Raw genomic sequence first — 18,595 nt, 5'->3', positions numbered from 1 at the left:
AGCTTTATTTTATGAAGATCTTCTAAAGTATTAATTTTAAGTTCTGAATAAATATTTGTTTGTATAATCATAATTACCTCCGTTAAATCTTGAGTAATTATAATTTATAAAAACTAAATTGTACATTATTATATGATCATTTCCTTACATTCTTATCGTATCATTTATACAGGTGTTGCGTTAATCCTAGTATACTGGGTCATTTAAGCCCTTATGGGGGTTTTTGCATGCTTAACCTTACTCATTATTTAAAGAACATTTTATCGCTCCAATACAACAATTCAAATTTCTATTTACGCTACCTGTTGATAACTATCTAACCCATGAACTTTAGCATGAGAATACATTACTTTTTTAGTGCATAACGTGTACATAACTTTAATTAGCCTTACACTTAACGCTACTACTGCTTGTTTTCCTGTAAGTTTATTTTTCTGTCTTTTTGTAAGATGCCCATATATCTCCTTAAATGCTTCATTCTTAGCAACCATAATCATTGATGATTGATATAAAATATTTCTTAAATTAGGTCTTCCTCTTTTGCTTATTTTTGTTTTTCCTTTTTTCATGCCAGAACTAGTTTCTTTTAAATTTAATCCTGCAATCTTTTGAATCTGCTTATAATCATCATATTTTGATATATCACCTATCTCAGCTAAAAAGCTGGCCGCTGTTACGATTCCTACTCCTTGAATGCTTAATAAGTAGTCTGAATAACCTGTTTCAAATAAATACTTATTCATAAGAATCTCAACAGCATCAATTTCTTCTTGAAGCTTTTCTAAATTTCTAATGATAAGATTCAATCTATATCTAGCTCCATCCAATCCGACAGGGATACCTATTGAATTTTCAGCAGCTTCATATACTAAAGATGCCTTCTTTATTCCAACTCTATTTTTAGTAGCCTTTTTTAAAATTTCAGTTACTTTTTCAATTCCAATGTTTAATATATCCTTCGGAAATGGACAGTTTTTTAATATTCCCAACGATGATTTACCTAAAACATTAGAAAATAAATCTCTTAATTCCGGAAAATATTCATCTAATAGCGCTATTAGTCTTACTTTTTCTTTTATTAATTGCTTCTTTAAATCTTGTCTGTTATTGCTACTAATTCTTAAATTGACATATAGTTCTTTCTCGAACATGCATGTGAGATACTGACCTTGATATATCAATTTAGCAATGATTTTTGCATCCTTTTTATCATTTTTAGTCGGGCTATTGTCTTCTAATTCTTTTGTTTTATTAACATGATAAGGATTCACTAAACATAAGCTTATGCCTCTATTTTTCAAATAGCAGGCGATATTCTTCCAGTAATGACCTGTTGGTTCCATCCCTACAAGAGTATGAACTGTTCCATACTTTTCAGTCAATTCTTTCATTATTTCAAATAGACAATCAAAAGATTCTTTGGTATTCTTTATTAAGAATGGTTTTTTAATATATTCACCATTCACTATGAATTGACCGTAGTGGTTATCCTTTGCAATGTCTATTCCTAAGATTAAAGTATTGGGAACCATTATTATATTATTCATTTAAGTTAACCTCCTGATATAAATGTTTTGTCGTCTTGCAAGTGACACACAATATATTTATATCAGTTTTTTTATTTCTTATAAAGTCTAAAACTCTTTATTACAGGAATACTAGTATAATTATGATATAGCCACAAAGGGCTATCCCTTTCTTAGTAAATTTCTAAAATAAGTAACGGAAGAAGGATCTCTTCCTTCATCAGATGTTACTTCTATAATTTAATATGTCTGACGGTTCCCGATAGACTCCAGACTTTTCATAAAGTATAATCTCTTAAAGGATAGGATAAAGAATGTTTTCCTCCTTGGGAAGTCAGTTACTACTGACCTATACCTATAATTGAGTCAATTAGTCCATTCAATGAGGTTTTATGATTAGCTGGTTGGGAGCCTCTGGCTATCCCCGTATCACATGCTAGGATGTGTACTCATTGCTTGGAAATGGATTCCTATCAGAAAGGAGCTATTGCTCATGTTAAACACTACAAAATATGATTTATTTATCTCGGTTGGAATTGATATCGGTGCAGACTTCAGTTGGATGTCTATTGCACTTCCCAACCAAACATTCGTAGGAAAACCATTTAAAATCCTACATTCTGATTTAAATTCCCTTGCTATAGCTGTTTCTAAAATAAAAGAAGCAGAAGAGCTGTATTCTTTGGAAAGTCGCATTTTCCTAGAATCCACTGGAATTTATCATTACCCACTCTTCTGCTATCTTCGTGATAAGGGATTTAATGTTCACGTTATTAATCCTATCATCACTAAGAATAGCACAAACATTAACATCAGAAAAGTGCATAATGACAGATTTGATTCAAAAAAAGCTGCCTTAATAGGCTTAAAGCCTGATTTGAAAGTTTCTCTTATGCCATCGGACCTTGCTCTTAATTTAAGAAATCTTTCAAGAGAATATTACGATCTGATGGACAACCGTTCCGCTTATGTTAATAAGCTTCAAGGTGAACTTCGAATGGTATTTCCACAGTATTTAAAAATTTTTTCTAAAATAACTACGAATACGGCAATGACCTTACTTGAGAAATATACTTCTCCGAATGCATTTTTATCTGCTCCGAAAGATGAAATCATCGATTCCATCCGGCGTACTGCTCGTTTTGGACTTACATATGCTTATGATAATTATAATGCCATTATTGAGGCCGCTAATGATGCCAATACTTTTGGTCATGCTGTAAGTAGTAACTTTAAACGAATTCGCTTATACATAAGCTTCATTCGAAAGTATGATGAAGAGATTTCTTCAATACTTTCTGACATGCATGAACTTGTCGATGCAAATAAAACCACTGATTTTGTGAAGCAAATTCACTTGATTGAGTCATATAAAGGTGCAGGCTTTCTTTCTGCCGCAAGTCTTATGGCAGAAATCGGAGATTTCTCTGCGTTTAATTCACCCAAGCAACTTTTTGCTTACTTTGGCTTAGATCCAGCTGTAAAACAATCTGGTAAATTTAATGGTACGAAAATCAGTATGTCAAAACGAGGTTCTCGAATTGCTAGAAGAGTTATTCATACCATGGCTTTAGTCAGCATCAATAAAAACAGAAATGGTTCTGCCCAAAATCCTGTACTCCGAGACTACTATCTTTTGAAATGTCAGAGTAAGCCTAAAATGGTTGCTCTAGGAGCTGTTATGCATAAAGTTTGCAATATTGTATTCGTAATTCTTCGTGATGAAAAGGAGTTTGAAATCATCACACCAGAAGAACATCAAAAGAATTATCACCAAGCGAGATGCGGCTTCGCTGCGTAGTGTAATTCCATAGAAATAACTTTTTTTGACAGTTAGTCAAAAGGTTTATTAAAGTTACCCTTTTTTAGACTCATAGAAATAATAATTATTTTTTTATTTCTTATTGACATTTCTTAGCTGGACTCAAAATATGAAAAAGGAATACTCAAAACTTTAAATTGCTTTAAGTATTCCTTATCTTTATTACATGACTATAATATATATTTAGCTTTTATTTTGGTTCAGTATTGTATAGGGTTACCCAATGATAATTAATCTTATACTAGCTAAATTTATCACGGTATTACTCATTCTAAATACTGCAATATATGTAATTATCAATGGTGAACCCTATATATATCCAATTCAAAAACTTGAAATATACATCATTCAAAATCTAGTAAAAACAGAAAATCATTAAATGTATAAATCAAAATCTTAGGTTGATTATATATACGCCAATTAAATATTTTAACTTTAACATTAATAAATATACTTTCTATTTTGAGAACTAAAAATATATTTATGGAAAAATATCAATTTTTCAATTTGCAAAATTTCTATTATTATATATTCTTCATTAACAAATTCACTTCATTTAACAATCTTACTTTTTGATTAATCTAAATTCTCTCCATTTGATTCAATTACTTTTTTATACCAATGGAATGAGTCTTTTCTAATCCTTTTACACTCTTTAGCATCCTCATCTGTTCTATCTACATAAACTAGGCCGTAACGTTTCTTTACACCATTTGTAGTAGACAACAAATCAATTGCTGACCAAGGGCAGTATGCTATCACTTCTACACCGTAATCTATTGCTTTTTTCACTGACTTAATATGATTACGCAAATAATCAATTCTGTATAAATCATGAATTTTTCCATCAGAAGTAAATTCATCATATGCTCCCAACCCATTTTCTGTAATCATCAATGGTTTGTTATAACGAGTATAAATATCCCTAAGAATATACTCTAAACCTGTAGGATCAATTGGCCAATCCCAATCATTGGTGTCTAAATTAGGATTTTTACACATTTGATAAAACCCTGGTTGTCTTTCAAATCCATCAATAGCTCCTTTCACCCCAGTTATATTTACACCCATAAAACGTCTTTGACCATCATTTGAGCAAGCTTTAGCACATTCACTTAAATAGTAGTTTAAAGCTAAGAAATCAGATTCTCCTTCTTTAATAAGTTCCATGTCCCCTGGTTCAATTATAGGTGCTAATCCATTTGATTCCAAATAAGTCATAGCTGATTTTGTGTAAATGCCTTTAAAATAAATATCTAAGTAGTAAGTATTGTGTAAATCATTTGCATTTTGTGCAGCCATTACATCTTCTGCTCTACTTGATAAAGGATAAACTGGTGAATATCCAATAGCTGAACCTACCATTCCCCCTGGAACAATTTCATGAACTAACTTACAAGCAATAGCATGTGCTAAATTCATATAATGATTAGCTTGATAACGTAATTGATCATCTGAACGCAATTCCTCTGGAATGTAATTCTTTTTTGTCCAATATTGAACAATAATACTTTGCTCATTAATTGTAGTCCAATATTTAACCTTATCTTTAAACTCAGTAATAATATATCTTGCATAATACTCAAAATCCGAAACTATTTGTCTATTTAACCAGCCATTGTATTTCTCTATTAATGCCCAAGGAAGATCATAATGATATATAGTAACAATTGGCTCTATACCATTAGCTAACAATTCATCAATTAAATTATGGTAAAATTCTATACCTTTAAGATTTACTTCTCCAACTCCATCAGGAAATACCCGTGACCATGAGATAGAAAAACGATATGTCGTGAATCCCATTTCTTTCATTAATGCAATGTCTTCTTTATAGTGATGATAATGATCACTTGCTATTTCAGCTGTTGCAAAACCATACTTGTTATAATATTCTTCGTTAAGAATATCTTGTTGTGATTTTTTTTTACCATCTTCATAGGCTGCCCCTTCTACTTGATAAGCACTTGTTGAAGCTCCCCATAAAAAACCTTTTGGAAATTTATTTTTATTCATAATTACTCCTTGTCTTACTGAGATACACTCCCAATATTCTGACCTTTTTTTATTTTACCTTGATTATTAAAAACCACCTTTTTTTCATTTGTATTTGTAACAATCAACATAGTTGTCATATCATATTCTTTTTCAAGAGTCTTTAAATCAACTTGAACAATTGGATCACCAGCTTTAACTATATTGCCTTGTTTGCTTATTATCTTAAATCCTTTACCTTTACTGTTTACAGTATTTATTCCAATATGACATAATAATTCAACATTATTATCCATTGTTATTCCAAACGCATGCCCTGTCGGATACAATACAGAAAGAGTTCCATTAACTGGCGAACAAATCATCCCTTGTTCAAGTTTAAAAGCAACGCCGTCTCCCATTACTTTTTGAGCAAACATATCATCTTTTACTTCTTCAATTGGAATTTGTTCTGCATCTGCGATAGCTATAATTTCATTATCCGAACAATTTTTAGATTTATTTAGTAATCCCTTTTTGCCAAATAAATACGTAAATCCAAATCCCGCAGCTAAGGCAATAACCATAACAATTAAAGATATAATCAAATTATTACTAGTTCCATTCGGATTGATATAAGCTGGAATAGACATAAAGCCTGGAGTTGAAATAACATATTGAGTCATTCCAAAAAAACCTGCAATAAATCCACCAATTCCGCCACCAATCATTGCTCCAATTAAAGGGTATTTTTTAGGAAACAACACACCATATACCCCAGGCTCTGTAATTCCACAAAGAGCTGTAACTCCAGCAGAAATAGAAACAGATTTCTCATTTAGTTCTTTTGAAATCAATGCAGCAGCCAAACATGCTCCACCAACAGCCACATTAGCAGGTGTCATTCCAGTAACAATTAAAGGATCTGAACCCACCTGTGCCAACAAAGCAAAACATATTGGGTAAGTTGCGTTATTCATGCCAAAGAAAACCATTAAAGGCGTTGTAATACCCACAATCATTACAGCAATCGCTGGAGCTGTTTCATACATTGAATATACACCATAGGCTAACCATGTTCCCACGGTATTACCAATTGGTCCCAAAATAATCAATGTTATAGGAACTGTAATCAAAATTGTAAGTAACGGAACAAAAATTGTTCTTAAAACAACAGGTATATATTTTTGTAATAATTTGTAAATTACAGACATAAACAATACACCTAAAATAATTGGAAATACTGTAGAATTATATGCAACCTGAGCTACAGGCAATCCTAAAAACGACAATCCTTGACCATTATTTATAGTCGAATATAAAAGAATTGCACCTAGGAATGCTCCAAGATAGCCATTAGATTTTAATCTGGTTGCAGCTGAAAATCCAATGAATACAGGTAAGAAATAAAATGTTGCTTGATTAATTGCATAAATAATTGTATAAGTACCAGAATCTTTTGTTACTCCAAAAAAATTTGTTAATAGTGTCAATACTGCACCAGTAAGACCCCCAGCAATTAATATCGGAATTACAGGAGAAAAGGTACCTCCAATAAATGACATTACTGCATTTGCAATACTTCCCTTTTGTTTTTTTCCATCTTCCTTTAAAGAATTCGCATCCTCAACTGATCCTCCACCTTTAATTCCATCTATCTTTTGAAACTCTGCATATAAATTAGGCACATCTTGCCCAATAACTATTTGATATTCTCCATTTTGAACTACTACATTTAGAACACCCGGAATTTTCTTAATTGAATCAGTATCGAATTTACTTTCATCTCTAATCTGTAAACGAAGACGCGTCATGCAATGACTTACACTTACAATATTTTCAGCACCACCACAATTTTTAAGAATTGATTTTGTTATTTTCACATAATCTTTTGCCATAACTATTCTTTCTCCCTTCCCCACTCTTTTCCATTTGATTTAATTAGCTTTGAATACCAATAGAAAGAGTCTTTTTTAATTCTCTTAATACTTAACTTCGATGCGTCATTAATTTTGTTTAACTGTTCATCTGTTACGTCAATATATACCAATCCATAACGCTTTGCCATTCCATTACCAGTTGAAAGTAAATCTGTAAATGACCAAGGATTATATCCCCACACTTCACAACCATCTTCAATTGCTAAACCAACTTGGTAAATGTTATCTCTCAAAAAATTGATACGCTCTTTATCATGAATATAACCGTCATTACCTATAGATTCATGCATTCCAAATCCATTTTCAGTAATTATCATTGGTAAATGATAGTGATCCCACATATAACGTAAAGTATATCTCAGTGATACTGGATCAATTTCCCAATCCCAATCTGTTGTTTCTACATATGGATTCTCCGTTAAAGCAAACTCTCCTGGATTGATTGGAAATTGAAGATTTCCCTTTTTTCCATCTTTATTTAATAAATACTCTTTGGCTTCCAAATCTAATGGCGCATCTTTTCCTACATTACTTCGATAACAATTGACTCCAAAGAAATCGATCTTCGCTTTTTTCATCAGCTCTTCATCTTCTGGTTTAATTTCTGGATTAATGTTATGATTCTTCCAATAATTTTTAACGAAATTACTATATTCGCCGTAAACATACGTATCATTCCATATCTTTTCAGTGAACTCTTCAGCATTCATTGCACCAATTTGATCCATAGGCTTACATGTTGCTGGATAAATCGGTACCATTCCAGGTACTGGACCAATCTTCCCACCATCAACTAGTTCATGACAAGCAAGAACTGCTTTAGCATGACATAAATTCATAATGTGATTAATCTGCCACTTTTGTTCAAACCAGTTATTACATCCTTTAGAAACACCTAACCAATCACCATATACAATCTGCATATTTTGCTCATTTATTGATAACCAGTACTTTACTCTATCCCCAAAATTATTAAAACAAATCTTGCAATAATATTCAAATTCCTCTATAACAGAGCGGTTAAGCCAACCTCCATATTTCTTTTCAATCCAACATGGTAAGTCATAATGATATAATGTTATAATTGGTGTGATATTGTACTTTAATAATTCATCAATTAGATTATTATAAAAAGCAATTCCATCGGGATTTACTTTTCGATCTTCATGGGGAATAATTCTAGACCATGACATCGAAAATCGGTAAGAACTAAAACCACATTCCGCCATTAAAGCAACATCTTCTTTATAATGATGATAATGATCTGATGCAATAGAATTATCTGCAAATGGTTTCTTTTTTTGTGAGTTTAAATCAATTACAGCCTGTGTTCTTCCACCCTCACGTGTCGCTCCTTCAACCTGCCAAGCTGCTGAACTAGCTCCCCAAAAGAAATTTTCTGGAAATATTGGATCGTGAGTATAATGCATATATATCTTCCTTTCCATGATTATATTTATTTTAGTAACCGTTCTCATTACAACTTTATTTTATCAAAATAAATAAACAAATAGGGGGCAATCTTTGCTCCCTATTTTTTGTTTCCTCCATATTTCTTTAAATAAACATTGTATAAGATATCAAATAAATATGCTAGCCCATACTTTCCTTGAACACTTTTAATATTGGTATAATCTTCTTTGGTTAAATAATAAATATCATCAAAACTTTTTTCAAAGCTCTTTTCTCTACAAGTAGTAATCAATAATTTTTGAGCTTTGCATAATGGTAGTATTTTCAAATTAGCTTTAGCTACATTCCCCATAGTAGACACTAGAAAAATTAAATCAGTTTCTTGTAGAGATGTTAACACTTCTACATTATAGTTAGTATCTGTCATAACTTGAACCACTTTATTCAACAAAACTAATGGTCTTTGAAATTCCATAATAATTTGAGCAGACGAATATGAAGATAAAAAAATAACTCTAGAGCTTTGATAAATATGCTGTGCAATCTCTTCTACTTTTTCATTAGTAATCATTTCATCTATTTCACTAATTGCTGAATTAATTTCTTTTGCATACCACTCTCTATAATTTATCTTTTCATGCAATTTCATAAAATAGTTGTATTGGTAATCAAACGCTTTAAATTCATTTTTTAAATCCAGAAAATTTTCAAATCCAATTCGCTTACAAAATCGACGGATACTACTCCGAGATGCAAAGCATTCATCTGCAACATCGTAAATATTCAACTTTCCCAATCTAGAATAATTTTTCAGAAAATATGTTGCAATCACATTATCCGGATCACCTAAATCTGTATATTCCATAATTTTGAACAAAGAATCAATTAATTTAAGACGATGAATATTCATAATAATAGTTACCTTCCTTCATTATTATTAAGCTCATTTTTACTAAATACATTTTATCACAAATATAAACTTAAGTATTCATACTTCAGATTACCGTACATACTTTTAAAAATAGTATAATCATTTACTAATTTTTAACTTATTATTATAAAATTGAAATCCTATAAAACTACGAAAAATTCAAACTATTTTTGATAGCACTTATTTGGTTCTAACCAATTATATAATAATTACATCAGTATGTTTTTAATGGTTACATCTATTAATTTTCTTTAAAATATAACAAATCTACAAGAATCCAAATTTTAGACTTTCGTGAGTTTTATGATGGAAGTGACACGCACAGAACCCTCATTTTAATTATTGTTAAATCTCATTTAATATTGATAATTATAATAACTAAATCATTACGTTCTGCTTTTTTATTTCATAAAACCATGAACCCAGTGTATTCTTTAATTCTTCACACTTACTTATTGGTATACATTGAGTCTCAATCCATACTCCCTTACTGTTGCCCCTCACGTAGTATGTGGCCCTTTTGATTTTGTTTAGATCTCAATTGATATGTTATTGTATATTAAATTAGTATTGTTAATATAATTATTTTTAGACAAAAAAATTAAGGATACAGCAGTTAATTAACTGCCATATCCTCTAAATTATTTAGCTATTGTACAATTTAACCAAATGAATTATATCACATTATACATTTCCAGTGTAGTCAGAATTTAAGAATATTGCTGCTTCTTTAGTTCTCCTTCTGTAAAGACCTTCTATTCTTCTTCCGCCACCATTTGACCAAGCTTGAAAATTAGCAATTAAACTAAAATCTCTAATATCTTCACATATACGCCTATATAATGTTGAATTTAATAAACCACCAGTACCGCAATTATATGCAAAACTTACTAATGCATCGAATTCATTTTGCTTTAATGTTATGCCTCTAGAGTCTAAATCTGATTTAATTACTGGAGCATACTTGTTATTAATCCAATTAAGCATAGATGTTGCTTGTTCTTCTGTGACCTCTGAGATACCTTGTATTTCTTCTCCTGTCATTCCATAGCCTAATAAGCTAATAAATCTTTTAATAATTCCTGTTCTACTTTCCAGTGAAGTTCCTAAACATTGCAAGTTTTATTTCTCAATACAATACTTGCTATATAAATATTAGGATAATATACAACCATAGCTGCAACTCTTTTACTATTATTTTTACTATTTTGAAATTACTTCCACACCATTTTCAGTCACAAGAACAGTATGTTCCCATTGTGCTGAAAGAGAACCATCAACTGTTAATGCAGTCCACCCATTATTCTCATCAATAAACACTTCATAATTTCCAGCATTTATCATAGGTTCAATTGTAAATACCATCCCCGGTACCAAAACCATATCTGTTCCTCTTTTTCCAAAATGAAAAACAAATGGCTCTTCATGAATGTCTAATCCAACTCCATGTCCTCCAAATTCTCTAACTACTGAATACCCATTACTTTCTGCATGCTCTTGAATTACAGCTCCAATATCACCTAAAAATCCCCAAGGTTTAACTGCTTGCAAACCTTTCTTTAAGCATTCCTTAGTTACCTGAACCAATTTTTTAGCTTCCTCATTTACTTCACCAATCATAAACATTCTTGATGCATCCGAATAATATCCGTTTAGTATAGTTGTTACATCTACATTTACAATATCACCTCTTTTAAGAATAACCTCTTTACTTGGTATTCCATGGCATACTTCATTGTTTATTGATACACAAATACTTTTAGGGTATCCCTCATAATTAAGAGTTGCTGGAATTGCACCATTAGATATTGTATAGTCATAAGCTAATTTATCTATATCTTCTGTCGCCATTCCTTCTTTAATTTTTTCGCTAATTAAGTCTAGAATACCATTATTAATCTTAGCACTCTTTTTTATTCCTTCAATTTGATCTTTTGTTTTTATAAGATTTCTTGTTGGTACTATATGCCCTTTTCTTCTTAAGCGATCTAACTTTTCATCAAATTCCAAATGACATTTTTTATATTTTAATCCACTTTTGCACCAACATAAATCATTTCTATTTAACATCATAATATTATTCTCCATATATATTCATCCTTACTATTTAATTAATCCACCATGAAAAAAGCATTCATAAACCTTAATATCATCAAAATAAATTTCTTCACGACCTTGAAACCAATTGAACTCACCACTAATAATACAATGATATTTATACTGTCCATTTTGATAAATAACAGGCCCACGATAAGGATTTTCTGTACTTACTAAACTCAAGGCTTCCTTCAAAAAACTTCCTGAAAATCTTTCATCTAAAACTCTTCCAATATAATTCATTGACCAAAATGGAATATCATCTTTCCACAAAGCTTCTTCCCCCGAAAATCTTTCTCCACCTAAATATGTATCAATGTATTTTAAATTTCCTTCTACATATTCTAAATCATGAGAATTAGGTCTTGAAGGTCTACACTCTGATCCCTTTCCAGCATATGTGCATTTTTTTGCCTTGCACAAGAAATTGATTATATCTTCATTTACATAGTTGACTTTATTTTCTTCTATAAATAAGCGGCAATTTTCTTCATAATCATTAACTAACTTATCAATACTTACTTTAAAGAAATCACTTAATGCAATTAATCTTGCAATATCAGGATAAGACTGCCCTACTTCCCATTTTGCGACCGCTTGTCTTGATATACCTAAAAACTCAGCTAATTTTTCTTGTGATAGGCCTTTTGCTTTTCTAAGTGTTTGCAATTGTTCTTGAAAACTCATTGTTTAACCACCTCTAATATCAGTATATCGAAAATATTACCATGCTTCTACCAATTAAGTATAACAAAATTGACAACTTGAAGTTGCTTTTGATAAAAATGATGTAATTTAATTCTAATCCTAAATAGTTAAATTTTCTATTATTTTCTTATAAAAGATTAATTATCATAGCATTTTATATAAATATAAGTTTATGAAGCATAATTAGTTTAAGGTTCATTAAAGGTTCATATGTTAAAATACACCATGAATAACAAATTTATATAAATAGGAGGATAAATATGAAACTAAAAAAACGAATTTTAACCCTGCTTCTAACACTGTCTATGGTAACAACCTGTTTTTCTCTCAATGTTATAGCCGCAGAACAGCCCCCAGAATTTCCAGAAGGTGTAACCTCTGGTGAAGTCGATGATATGGGACCACCTCCAGACCAAGGTGGAGGCAATACCTCATCTACGACAAAAATTTCTACTATTGAGGGTGACTGGTCTTTTGACATTACAACAACAACTTCTGGTACTAATAAAACAATAACTAGCTCTATTACTTATTATTCAGGAAAAACAGATCAAGTAGTTATTGTTCCTAGCGTACTAGGTGGAGCTCCTGTTACAAAAATTTCAGCACAAGCTTTTGGCCATCATAGTGAAATTATGGCTGTTTATGTTCCTAATAGTGTAACAGAAATTGATGATTGGGCATTTTATGATTTAAATACTGCTATCATCCTTTCCTTTGCAAACCCTAGTGTATCTATTAAAGAAGGTGCTTTTCAAAGTAGTGGTAACGCTGCTCTATACCTTCCAACAGGAACAACTCAAACTTCTGCAGGTGGAAAAGCTGTTGTAACAGGAAATACTGAAAGTATAAGTGTCTCCATTAATAATTCCAGTGCAGCTGCTATTGGCGGTGGAGCTTATCTAAATGTAACAAACTCATCAAGTTACGGAATCACAGCATCATCTATAGCAAACATTTGTAAAAGTGCTAGCGGCAAAACTTCTGATGTAAGCTTCACCAATAATACTGTTACATTTACAGGTGATAATTATGTTCCCGCAGCGCAAGTCATTGAAATTTATAAAAACTTTACTAATGATGTAAGTGAAAATGAACTGAACAAAACATTTCGTTCTTTGACTGCAGAAGAAGCTTCTGCTCTTAATAATAAAATCGCAAATGATAGCTCCTACAACAAAGTTAAAACCCTTTTAAATTTTCAAGAAGGCTATTATATCAACGGAAATAAAGTTGATTTAGATAAAAATGCTGTTGCTTATGATGTAAAAACTGGTGAAAATATTTCTATTGACGAAAAAAGTGGAAAATTCCCTTCAACTAACAGTCATTATAAATATGTTACTTACAGAGATACAGATAGCGATGGTGATGTTGATATTCTTTACTATTCTCCTTACAGCGTAACCTATTCCTACAACCCTGTTACAATCTATAGTAATAACACAAACCTTAATGGTCTAAGTGCTAGAGATATCTTAAGTAACATATACCTTTCCTTTGCAAATTCAGTGGTAAAAACAAGTGGGGAAGGTGATAACCTTTATAAGAAAAGTTTAACTGCCACTACTTCTAGTGATGGCGATATTATTGGCGCTAAAGCCAATGAAAATCGCAGTATTCTTTGGGCTAATGATTATGGAACCATTGATGTTGATGAGCTCCATGCTGCATCTTCATCTGTTGGCAACTGGGCAAAAATGTCTTACGAAACAGGTCTTAGTTCCTATAATGTTGAAATCATGATGGAATGGGGAATGAATGCACTTCTCTATGCCACAAATGGTGGAAAAATTACTGTTGGAGAACTTAATGGCAAAAAAAGTACTTTTTCTGCTAATGGTGATGGTACTAATGGTATTATAGCTGGTGGAGCTGGAACTAAAGCAGGTAATAAATCTGCACCATCAGACACCTCCAGTGCTTATGTATACAATGCTGATTTTAACTTAAAAGGTTGGAACAATCATGTTGCAGACGTAGTATATGGTGGATACGCATACTTAAATAAAATATCATCAGTTACAGGTACTCCAGGAAGTTACTCTGTTGGACAATCTTCTGCACTAGCAAATGATTTCGGGAACGGTGTTGTTGACGTAAAAGATTTCCGTACAACTGTTTATGGTAATCGTTCAGCTGGTGCCTATGTTATTGGTGGTGGTGTCATTACTGCAGAGGACTCATCTTTCCTTTCAAAAATGGATGCAGGATTTGTTTCTGCTTCTGGAGGTAGCTTTAAAGTTAATAACAGTTCTGCTATAGGTCAAATTGCTTTCAGAAATCGTGGCGGTATAAACACAGATTCAACCTCCACTTTTAACAAAGTTAATTTGACGGCTGACAAAGATATTAAGGGATATGTTTTGGGTGAAACTGCTGCTCAAGCAGTTGCAGCGTGGAAAGAAGCTAGTGGAAGTTCAGATTTAATTCATTATATGATGAGTGATTCTACAATGACTATTGGTACGCTTTGTAATAACTATGGTATTTCTAAAGACGCTTCAGCAACACTTATAAAAAAACTAAGTAAAATTGCTGGAAAAAAATATACAACTGATACCATGCTAAGAAACAGTGTTTTAGATAACACATATTACAACTATTCTGCTGGTAAATATACTGGCACTACTGACTTCTCAGATGTTCCATATCTAACAAGCGGAAGCGCTTATGGCGGGCTTGTAAGTTCAGTTATGGAATTTGAAGCATCAGGCATCAATCTTGTTTTCAATGAAAGCAAATTTAGTAATACCAACAAAAAAGATTATAATTACCTTGTAGCTTCCGAAGCCGGTTCTGCACCTATAATTAATTTTAACAAATCTAACTCTGAAGGTATAATTTGGAATGAAGGTGACGTAAACAGAAATGTTGAAGGGAGAACCAGTAGCAGATCATCAAAACTTACAGTAAACTTTACAGATTCTAATTTCAATGGTTCCTTTGCTGATGGTTCAAATGGTTTATGGAAAGTTAACAATCTTTCTTATACAGATGGAACAGGTAAAATTTCAAATTTAAACGGAAATTATTATGGTGCTAAAGCTAACTTTGGAATCAGTGCAAGCTTTAATAAGAATTCTACATGGACAATTACAAATGATTCTTATCTTGGCAGTCTAATTATTTCAGAAGATGCAAATATTAAAGCACCTGAAGGATATAAGATTGAAATGACTGTTAACGGAGTGAAAACGGAAATTGTAGCTGGAACATATACAGGACAAGTTATATTAAAACTTGTAAAAGCTTAGTTATAATTATAAAGACTCAAAATAATTATGCATAAAAGCTTATTATATAATATTTAAGTATGAATATCATAAAATATTATTTTTATTCAAACCTTACTGTAATTAAACAAAAAGGCATAGAACTCTAAAAATAAATTTAGGTTCTATGCCTTTTGTATTATAAACTTAAAAATTTATCAAATCTGCTTCTAGTATTTTCTTCACCTATAATTTGCATAATCGTATAGATATCAGGTGAATTAGTTCTATGAGTTAATGCTGCTCTAACTGCTCCTGCAACATCTGAAATCATACCTTTATATTGATCTGGATTTGCTTTGAAATCTTTTCTATTAGCACAATATCCAAGTTTAAGTCCTATTTCTTTCAAATCTTCAAACCAAACTTCTTGGATTCCTACATTGAAGTTAAATTCATTCTTATAAGTTCCTACAACTTCTTTAGCAGCTTCTAATGTAACTCCCTTTGGTAATTCTATTTGTTCTGCTGTTTCTTTCTCAAATAATTCATCAAAGAAATAGAATGTTTTTTCTTTTACTTCATTCCATTTAGCAAAATCTTTTCTTGGCTTTGGACCTTCTTTATCTATGTTGAAGATTTCTTTTGTCATAGTTTCATTTTTTGTAACTAATTTATACATTTCTTCATCAAATTCTTTAGCCCAAGCTACATAATATTCATAAACATCAGTGGCTTTCATAATAGATATGCAATCTTTAGATACGTCATTTAATTTAATTAAATCAAATAATGCTCCACTCTTACCCATTTTTTCTAGGTGAATTTCAAATTCATGATAATCTGCCTTAGGATTTTCAGCTCTCCATTCTTCGAAGGTAGAATTAACTATATTAAGTAAATATTCAATTACTGTTATTGTTGGGAATCCAACTTCCTTATAATAAGATACAGCTGCTTCTGGATCTTTTCTCTTTGAAAGCTTTCTTTTTGATCCTCCATCTTGTTTCATTATTACTGGAATATGAGCATATCTTGGAGCTTCAAATCCTAAAACTTCAAATAATTGAACATGTATAGGAAGTGATGATAACCATTCTTCTCCTCTTATTACATCTGTAGTTCTCATTAAGAAATCATCTATTGCATGAGCAAAGTGATATGTTGGAAGTCCATCTCCTTTAATAAGCACTACATCTTGATTGTTTTCTGGGAATGATATATCACCTTTTATTAAGTCATGGAATTCAACTCTCTTTTCAGGATTTCCAGGTGATTTTAATCTAATAATATATTTTTCTCCATTTTCAATTCTCTTAATAGCTTCCTCTTCAGCTATATTTCTGAACTTAGCATATTCTCCATAATAACCTGGAGTTATTTTATTAGCCATTTGTCTTTCCCTTAATTCTGCTAATTCTTCTGGAGTGCAAAAATCTGGATAAGCTAACCCTTTTATAAGTAAATCTTTTGCAAAGGTATTATATATATCAGCTCTTTCACTTTGTTTATATGGACCATATTCACCTTTAGAAGTCTCTTGTCCTGTCATGCCTTCACTAAAATCTAAGCCAAAGTTATGCATAGTTGCAATTGTATCTTCTATTGCACCTTCTACTTCTCTCTTTTGGTCAGTATCTTCTATTCTTAAAAAAAATACACCTTCACTTTGACTTGCTAATCTTTCATTTATTAATGCAGAAAATACTCCACCTATATGTTGAAATCCAGTTGGACTTGGTGCATATCTTGTAACTTTTGCACCTTCTTTAAGATTTCTCTTTGGATATTTTTCAATATAATATTCTGTTGTATGCTCAATATTTCCAAATATCATATCTGCTAATTTTTCAAAACTCATTTTTATACATCTCCTTATTATATCTCGTGTACAAGGTGTTACAGGCCCCTTGTCATAGCCATTTATATTAAAAATACATCTACATAATGTAGTTTTAAATCAAATTATTTTTTATTACACTTTCTAAATATATAACTTCCAATAAATAAACCACATGTATCAATTCACTTTACCTTATTTTAATTTAGAAAATTAATTAAAACTTATATAATTTAAGAAAATTCATAATTAACCTATTTGTAAATTATTCTATTAATCTTAATCTAAAGTTATCCAATATCTTTGTGTAATTTCGTTTCCTTCTGCTACTTCATTTTCTAATTTTCCATCATTATTTTTTATAGTCTTTGCAGATGCAATATTATTTTTTTCACAAGTAATTAAAACTTTTTTAATGTTTAATTTTGAACATTCTTTTAATGCTAATGATAACATTTCTGTTGCATATCCTTGTTGTCTTTCAGATTTCCTAATACTATATCCTATATTTCCACCAAAATTTAACAAATAGTCATTTAACCTATGTCTAATATCAATCATTCCAATTAAATGGTCATCATTAACAGAAACAGCCATATATGTAGTTGCTGGAACTAAACCTTCTCTTACAGTTTCTTCGTTTAAATTATCGCAAAATAAGCTATACCATTCTTCAAAGGTTTTAGCATTGGCTAAGTTTGCAGTCCCATCCATGTTATCTCCATTTTCAATAAATTCTCTTTTATAATCCAGAAGCTTTTCTTTATCTTCTGATGTTGGTAGAACTAATTTTAATCTTTCCATTTTTCCTTTCCTCCAATTATCCATTGTTTTTAAATTCATCATAAATTACAATTATGAATTTGAAATCTTTTATTTAATAATAAATTCAAAAAAGCCTTTCGTCCTAAAAACACTTAGGACGAAAGGCTGACTTCCGCGTTACCACCTAAATTGATTAAATCTAGTAATTAGGTCAACGTAGCGCTTATAACATTAACTATGTTAACTGCTCTAGCCATATGACACTAATTAATCATACTAACTTATTACTCTTTGTATGACCAACTTAATCCTCTTAATTATCTTTAAGGGAATAACCCCACAAATATACTACATCTCACGACTT

11 protein-coding genes, 1 pseudogene and 1 other annotated feature (1 of these 13 running past the window's edge) are annotated in these 18,595 nt (G+C 31.1%); of the genes and pseudogenes, 2 read left to right on the top strand and 10 right to left on the bottom strand.

Going from position 1 to position 18,595, the window contains the following annotated elements:
* Nucleotides 1–293 precede the first annotated feature (293 nt).
* Entirely contained in the window at nucleotides 294–1,547 is a 1,254-nt protein-coding gene (locus tag CLPUN_RS16790; RefSeq protein ID WP_077848393.1) for an IS110 family RNA-guided transposase, read from the bottom strand.
* A gap of 472 nt (nucleotides 1,548–2,019) precedes the next feature.
* On the opposite strand from CLPUN_RS16790, the gene CLPUN_RS16785 reads away from it, so the two are divergent.
* Nucleotides 2,020–3,327, top strand: a complete 1,308-nt coding sequence (locus CLPUN_RS16785) for an IS110 family RNA-guided transposase (RefSeq protein ID WP_077848392.1) — start codon at nucleotides 2,020–2,022, stop codon at nucleotides 3,325–3,327.
* 597 nt (nucleotides 3,328–3,924) lie between these two features.
* Here CLPUN_RS16785 and CLPUN_RS16780 read toward each other — a convergent pair.
* The 7 genes and pseudogenes from CLPUN_RS16780 to CLPUN_RS16750 form a co-directional block, all read right to left on the bottom strand.
* Nucleotides 3,925–5,364 (bottom strand): glycoside hydrolase family 1 protein, encoded by a 1,440-nt coding sequence (locus CLPUN_RS16780; RefSeq protein ID WP_077848391.1) that lies wholly within the window; start codon nucleotides 5,362–5,364, stop codon nucleotides 3,925–3,927.
* Nucleotides 5,365–5,378: 14 nt separating this feature from the next.
* A complete protein-coding gene (locus CLPUN_RS16775) occupies nucleotides 5,379–7,220 on the bottom strand; it encodes a glucose PTS transporter subunit IIA (RefSeq protein WP_158078791.1) in 1,842 nt (613 codons plus the stop codon).
* A 2-nt stretch (nucleotides 7,221–7,222) separates the two neighbouring features.
* Nucleotides 7,223–8,692, bottom strand: coding sequence for a glycoside hydrolase family 1 protein (locus CLPUN_RS16770; protein WP_077848390.1), 1,470 nt, complete (start codon nucleotides 8,690–8,692; stop codon nucleotides 7,223–7,225).
* Between the two features lie 101 nt (nucleotides 8,693–8,793).
* On the bottom strand, nucleotides 8,794–9,585 hold the full coding sequence (locus tag CLPUN_RS16765) for a MurR/RpiR family transcriptional regulator (RefSeq protein WP_077848389.1): 792 nt from the start codon (nucleotides 9,583–9,585) through the stop codon (nucleotides 8,794–8,796).
* A 705-nt stretch (nucleotides 9,586–10,290) separates the two neighbouring features.
* Nucleotides 10,291–10,662 (bottom strand): annotated as a pseudogene (locus CLPUN_RS16760) (lysozyme); the annotation flags it as partial.
* A 147-nt stretch (nucleotides 10,663–10,809) separates the two neighbouring features.
* Nucleotides 10,810–11,679, bottom strand: a complete 870-nt coding sequence (locus CLPUN_RS16755) for a methionyl aminopeptidase (protein ID WP_077848394.1) — start codon at nucleotides 11,677–11,679, stop codon at nucleotides 10,810–10,812.
* Between the two features lie 30 nt (nucleotides 11,680–11,709).
* Nucleotides 11,710–12,390 carry a DUF5680 domain-containing protein gene (locus CLPUN_RS16750; RefSeq protein ID WP_077848388.1) on the bottom strand — a complete coding sequence of 227 codons (681 nt, stop codon included), beginning with the start codon at nucleotides 12,388–12,390 and terminating at the stop codon, nucleotides 11,710–11,712.
* 281 nt (nucleotides 12,391–12,671) lie between these two features.
* Here CLPUN_RS16750 and CLPUN_RS16745 point away from each other — a divergent pair, with 281 nt between their 5' ends.
* Nucleotides 12,672–15,668: a leucine-rich repeat protein gene (locus CLPUN_RS16745; protein WP_077848387.1), complete on the top strand. Its 2,997-nt coding sequence runs from the start codon at nucleotides 12,672–12,674 to the stop codon at nucleotides 15,666–15,668.
* Nucleotides 15,669–15,825: 157 nt separating this feature from the next.
* On the opposite strand, the gene gltX is transcribed toward CLPUN_RS16745, so the two are convergent.
* Both gltX and CLPUN_RS16735 read right to left on the bottom strand, forming a co-directional pair.
* The gene (gltX, locus tag CLPUN_RS16740) at nucleotides 15,826–17,487 is read right to left on the bottom strand and encodes a glutamate--tRNA ligase (RefSeq protein ID WP_077848386.1); all 1,662 of its coding nucleotides are present in this window, start codon (nucleotides 17,485–17,487) and stop codon (nucleotides 15,826–15,828) included.
* Between the two features lie 258 nt (nucleotides 17,488–17,745).
* Nucleotides 17,746–18,270 (bottom strand): GNAT family N-acetyltransferase, encoded by a 525-nt coding sequence (locus CLPUN_RS16735; RefSeq protein ID WP_077848385.1) that lies wholly within the window; start codon nucleotides 18,268–18,270, stop codon nucleotides 17,746–17,748.
* Between the two features lie 111 nt (nucleotides 18,271–18,381).
* Nucleotides 18,382–18,595: a binding site (T-box leader), on the bottom strand; it runs 111 nt beyond the window's last position.

The organism is Clostridium puniceum, assembly GCF_002006345.1.
GTDB lineage: Bacteria > Bacillota > Clostridia > Clostridiales > Clostridiaceae > Clostridium > Clostridium puniceum.
This window is presented reverse-complemented; position numbering and strand designations above follow the sequence as displayed.

Coding starts and splice junctions, on each gene's coding strand:
- CLPUN_RS16745 (WP_077848387.1), top strand. CDS start 12,672: ATGAAACTAAAAAAACGAATTTTAACCCTGCTTCTAACACTGTCTATG.
- CLPUN_RS16750 (WP_077848388.1), bottom strand. CDS start 12,390: ATGAGTTTTCAAGAACAATTGCAAACACTTAGAAAAGCAAAAGGCCTA.
- gltX (WP_077848386.1), bottom strand. CDS start 17,487: ATGAGTTTTGAAAAATTAGCAGATATGATATTTGGAAATATTGAGCAT.
- CLPUN_RS16775 (WP_158078791.1), bottom strand. CDS start 7,220: ATGGCAAAAGATTATGTGAAAATAACAAAATCAATTCTTAAAAATTGT.
- CLPUN_RS16785 (WP_077848392.1), top strand. CDS start 2,020: ATGTTAAACACTACAAAATATGATTTATTTATCTCGGTTGGAATTGAT.
- CLPUN_RS16765 (WP_077848389.1), bottom strand. CDS start 9,585: ATGAATATTCATCGTCTTAAATTAATTGATTCTTTGTTCAAAATTATG.
- CLPUN_RS16755 (WP_077848394.1), bottom strand. CDS start 11,679: ATGATGTTAAATAGAAATGATTTATGTTGGTGCAAAAGTGGATTAAAA.
- CLPUN_RS16770 (WP_077848390.1), bottom strand. CDS start 8,692: ATGCATTATACTCACGATCCAATATTTCCAGAAAATTTCTTTTGGGGA.
- CLPUN_RS16780 (WP_077848391.1), bottom strand. CDS start 5,364: ATGAATAAAAATAAATTTCCAAAAGGTTTTTTATGGGGAGCTTCAACA.
- CLPUN_RS16790 (WP_077848393.1), bottom strand. CDS start 1,547: ATGAATAATATAATAATGGTTCCCAATACTTTAATCTTAGGAATAGAC.
- CLPUN_RS16735 (WP_077848385.1), bottom strand. CDS start 18,270: ATGGAAAGATTAAAATTAGTTCTACCAACATCAGAAGATAAAGAAAAG.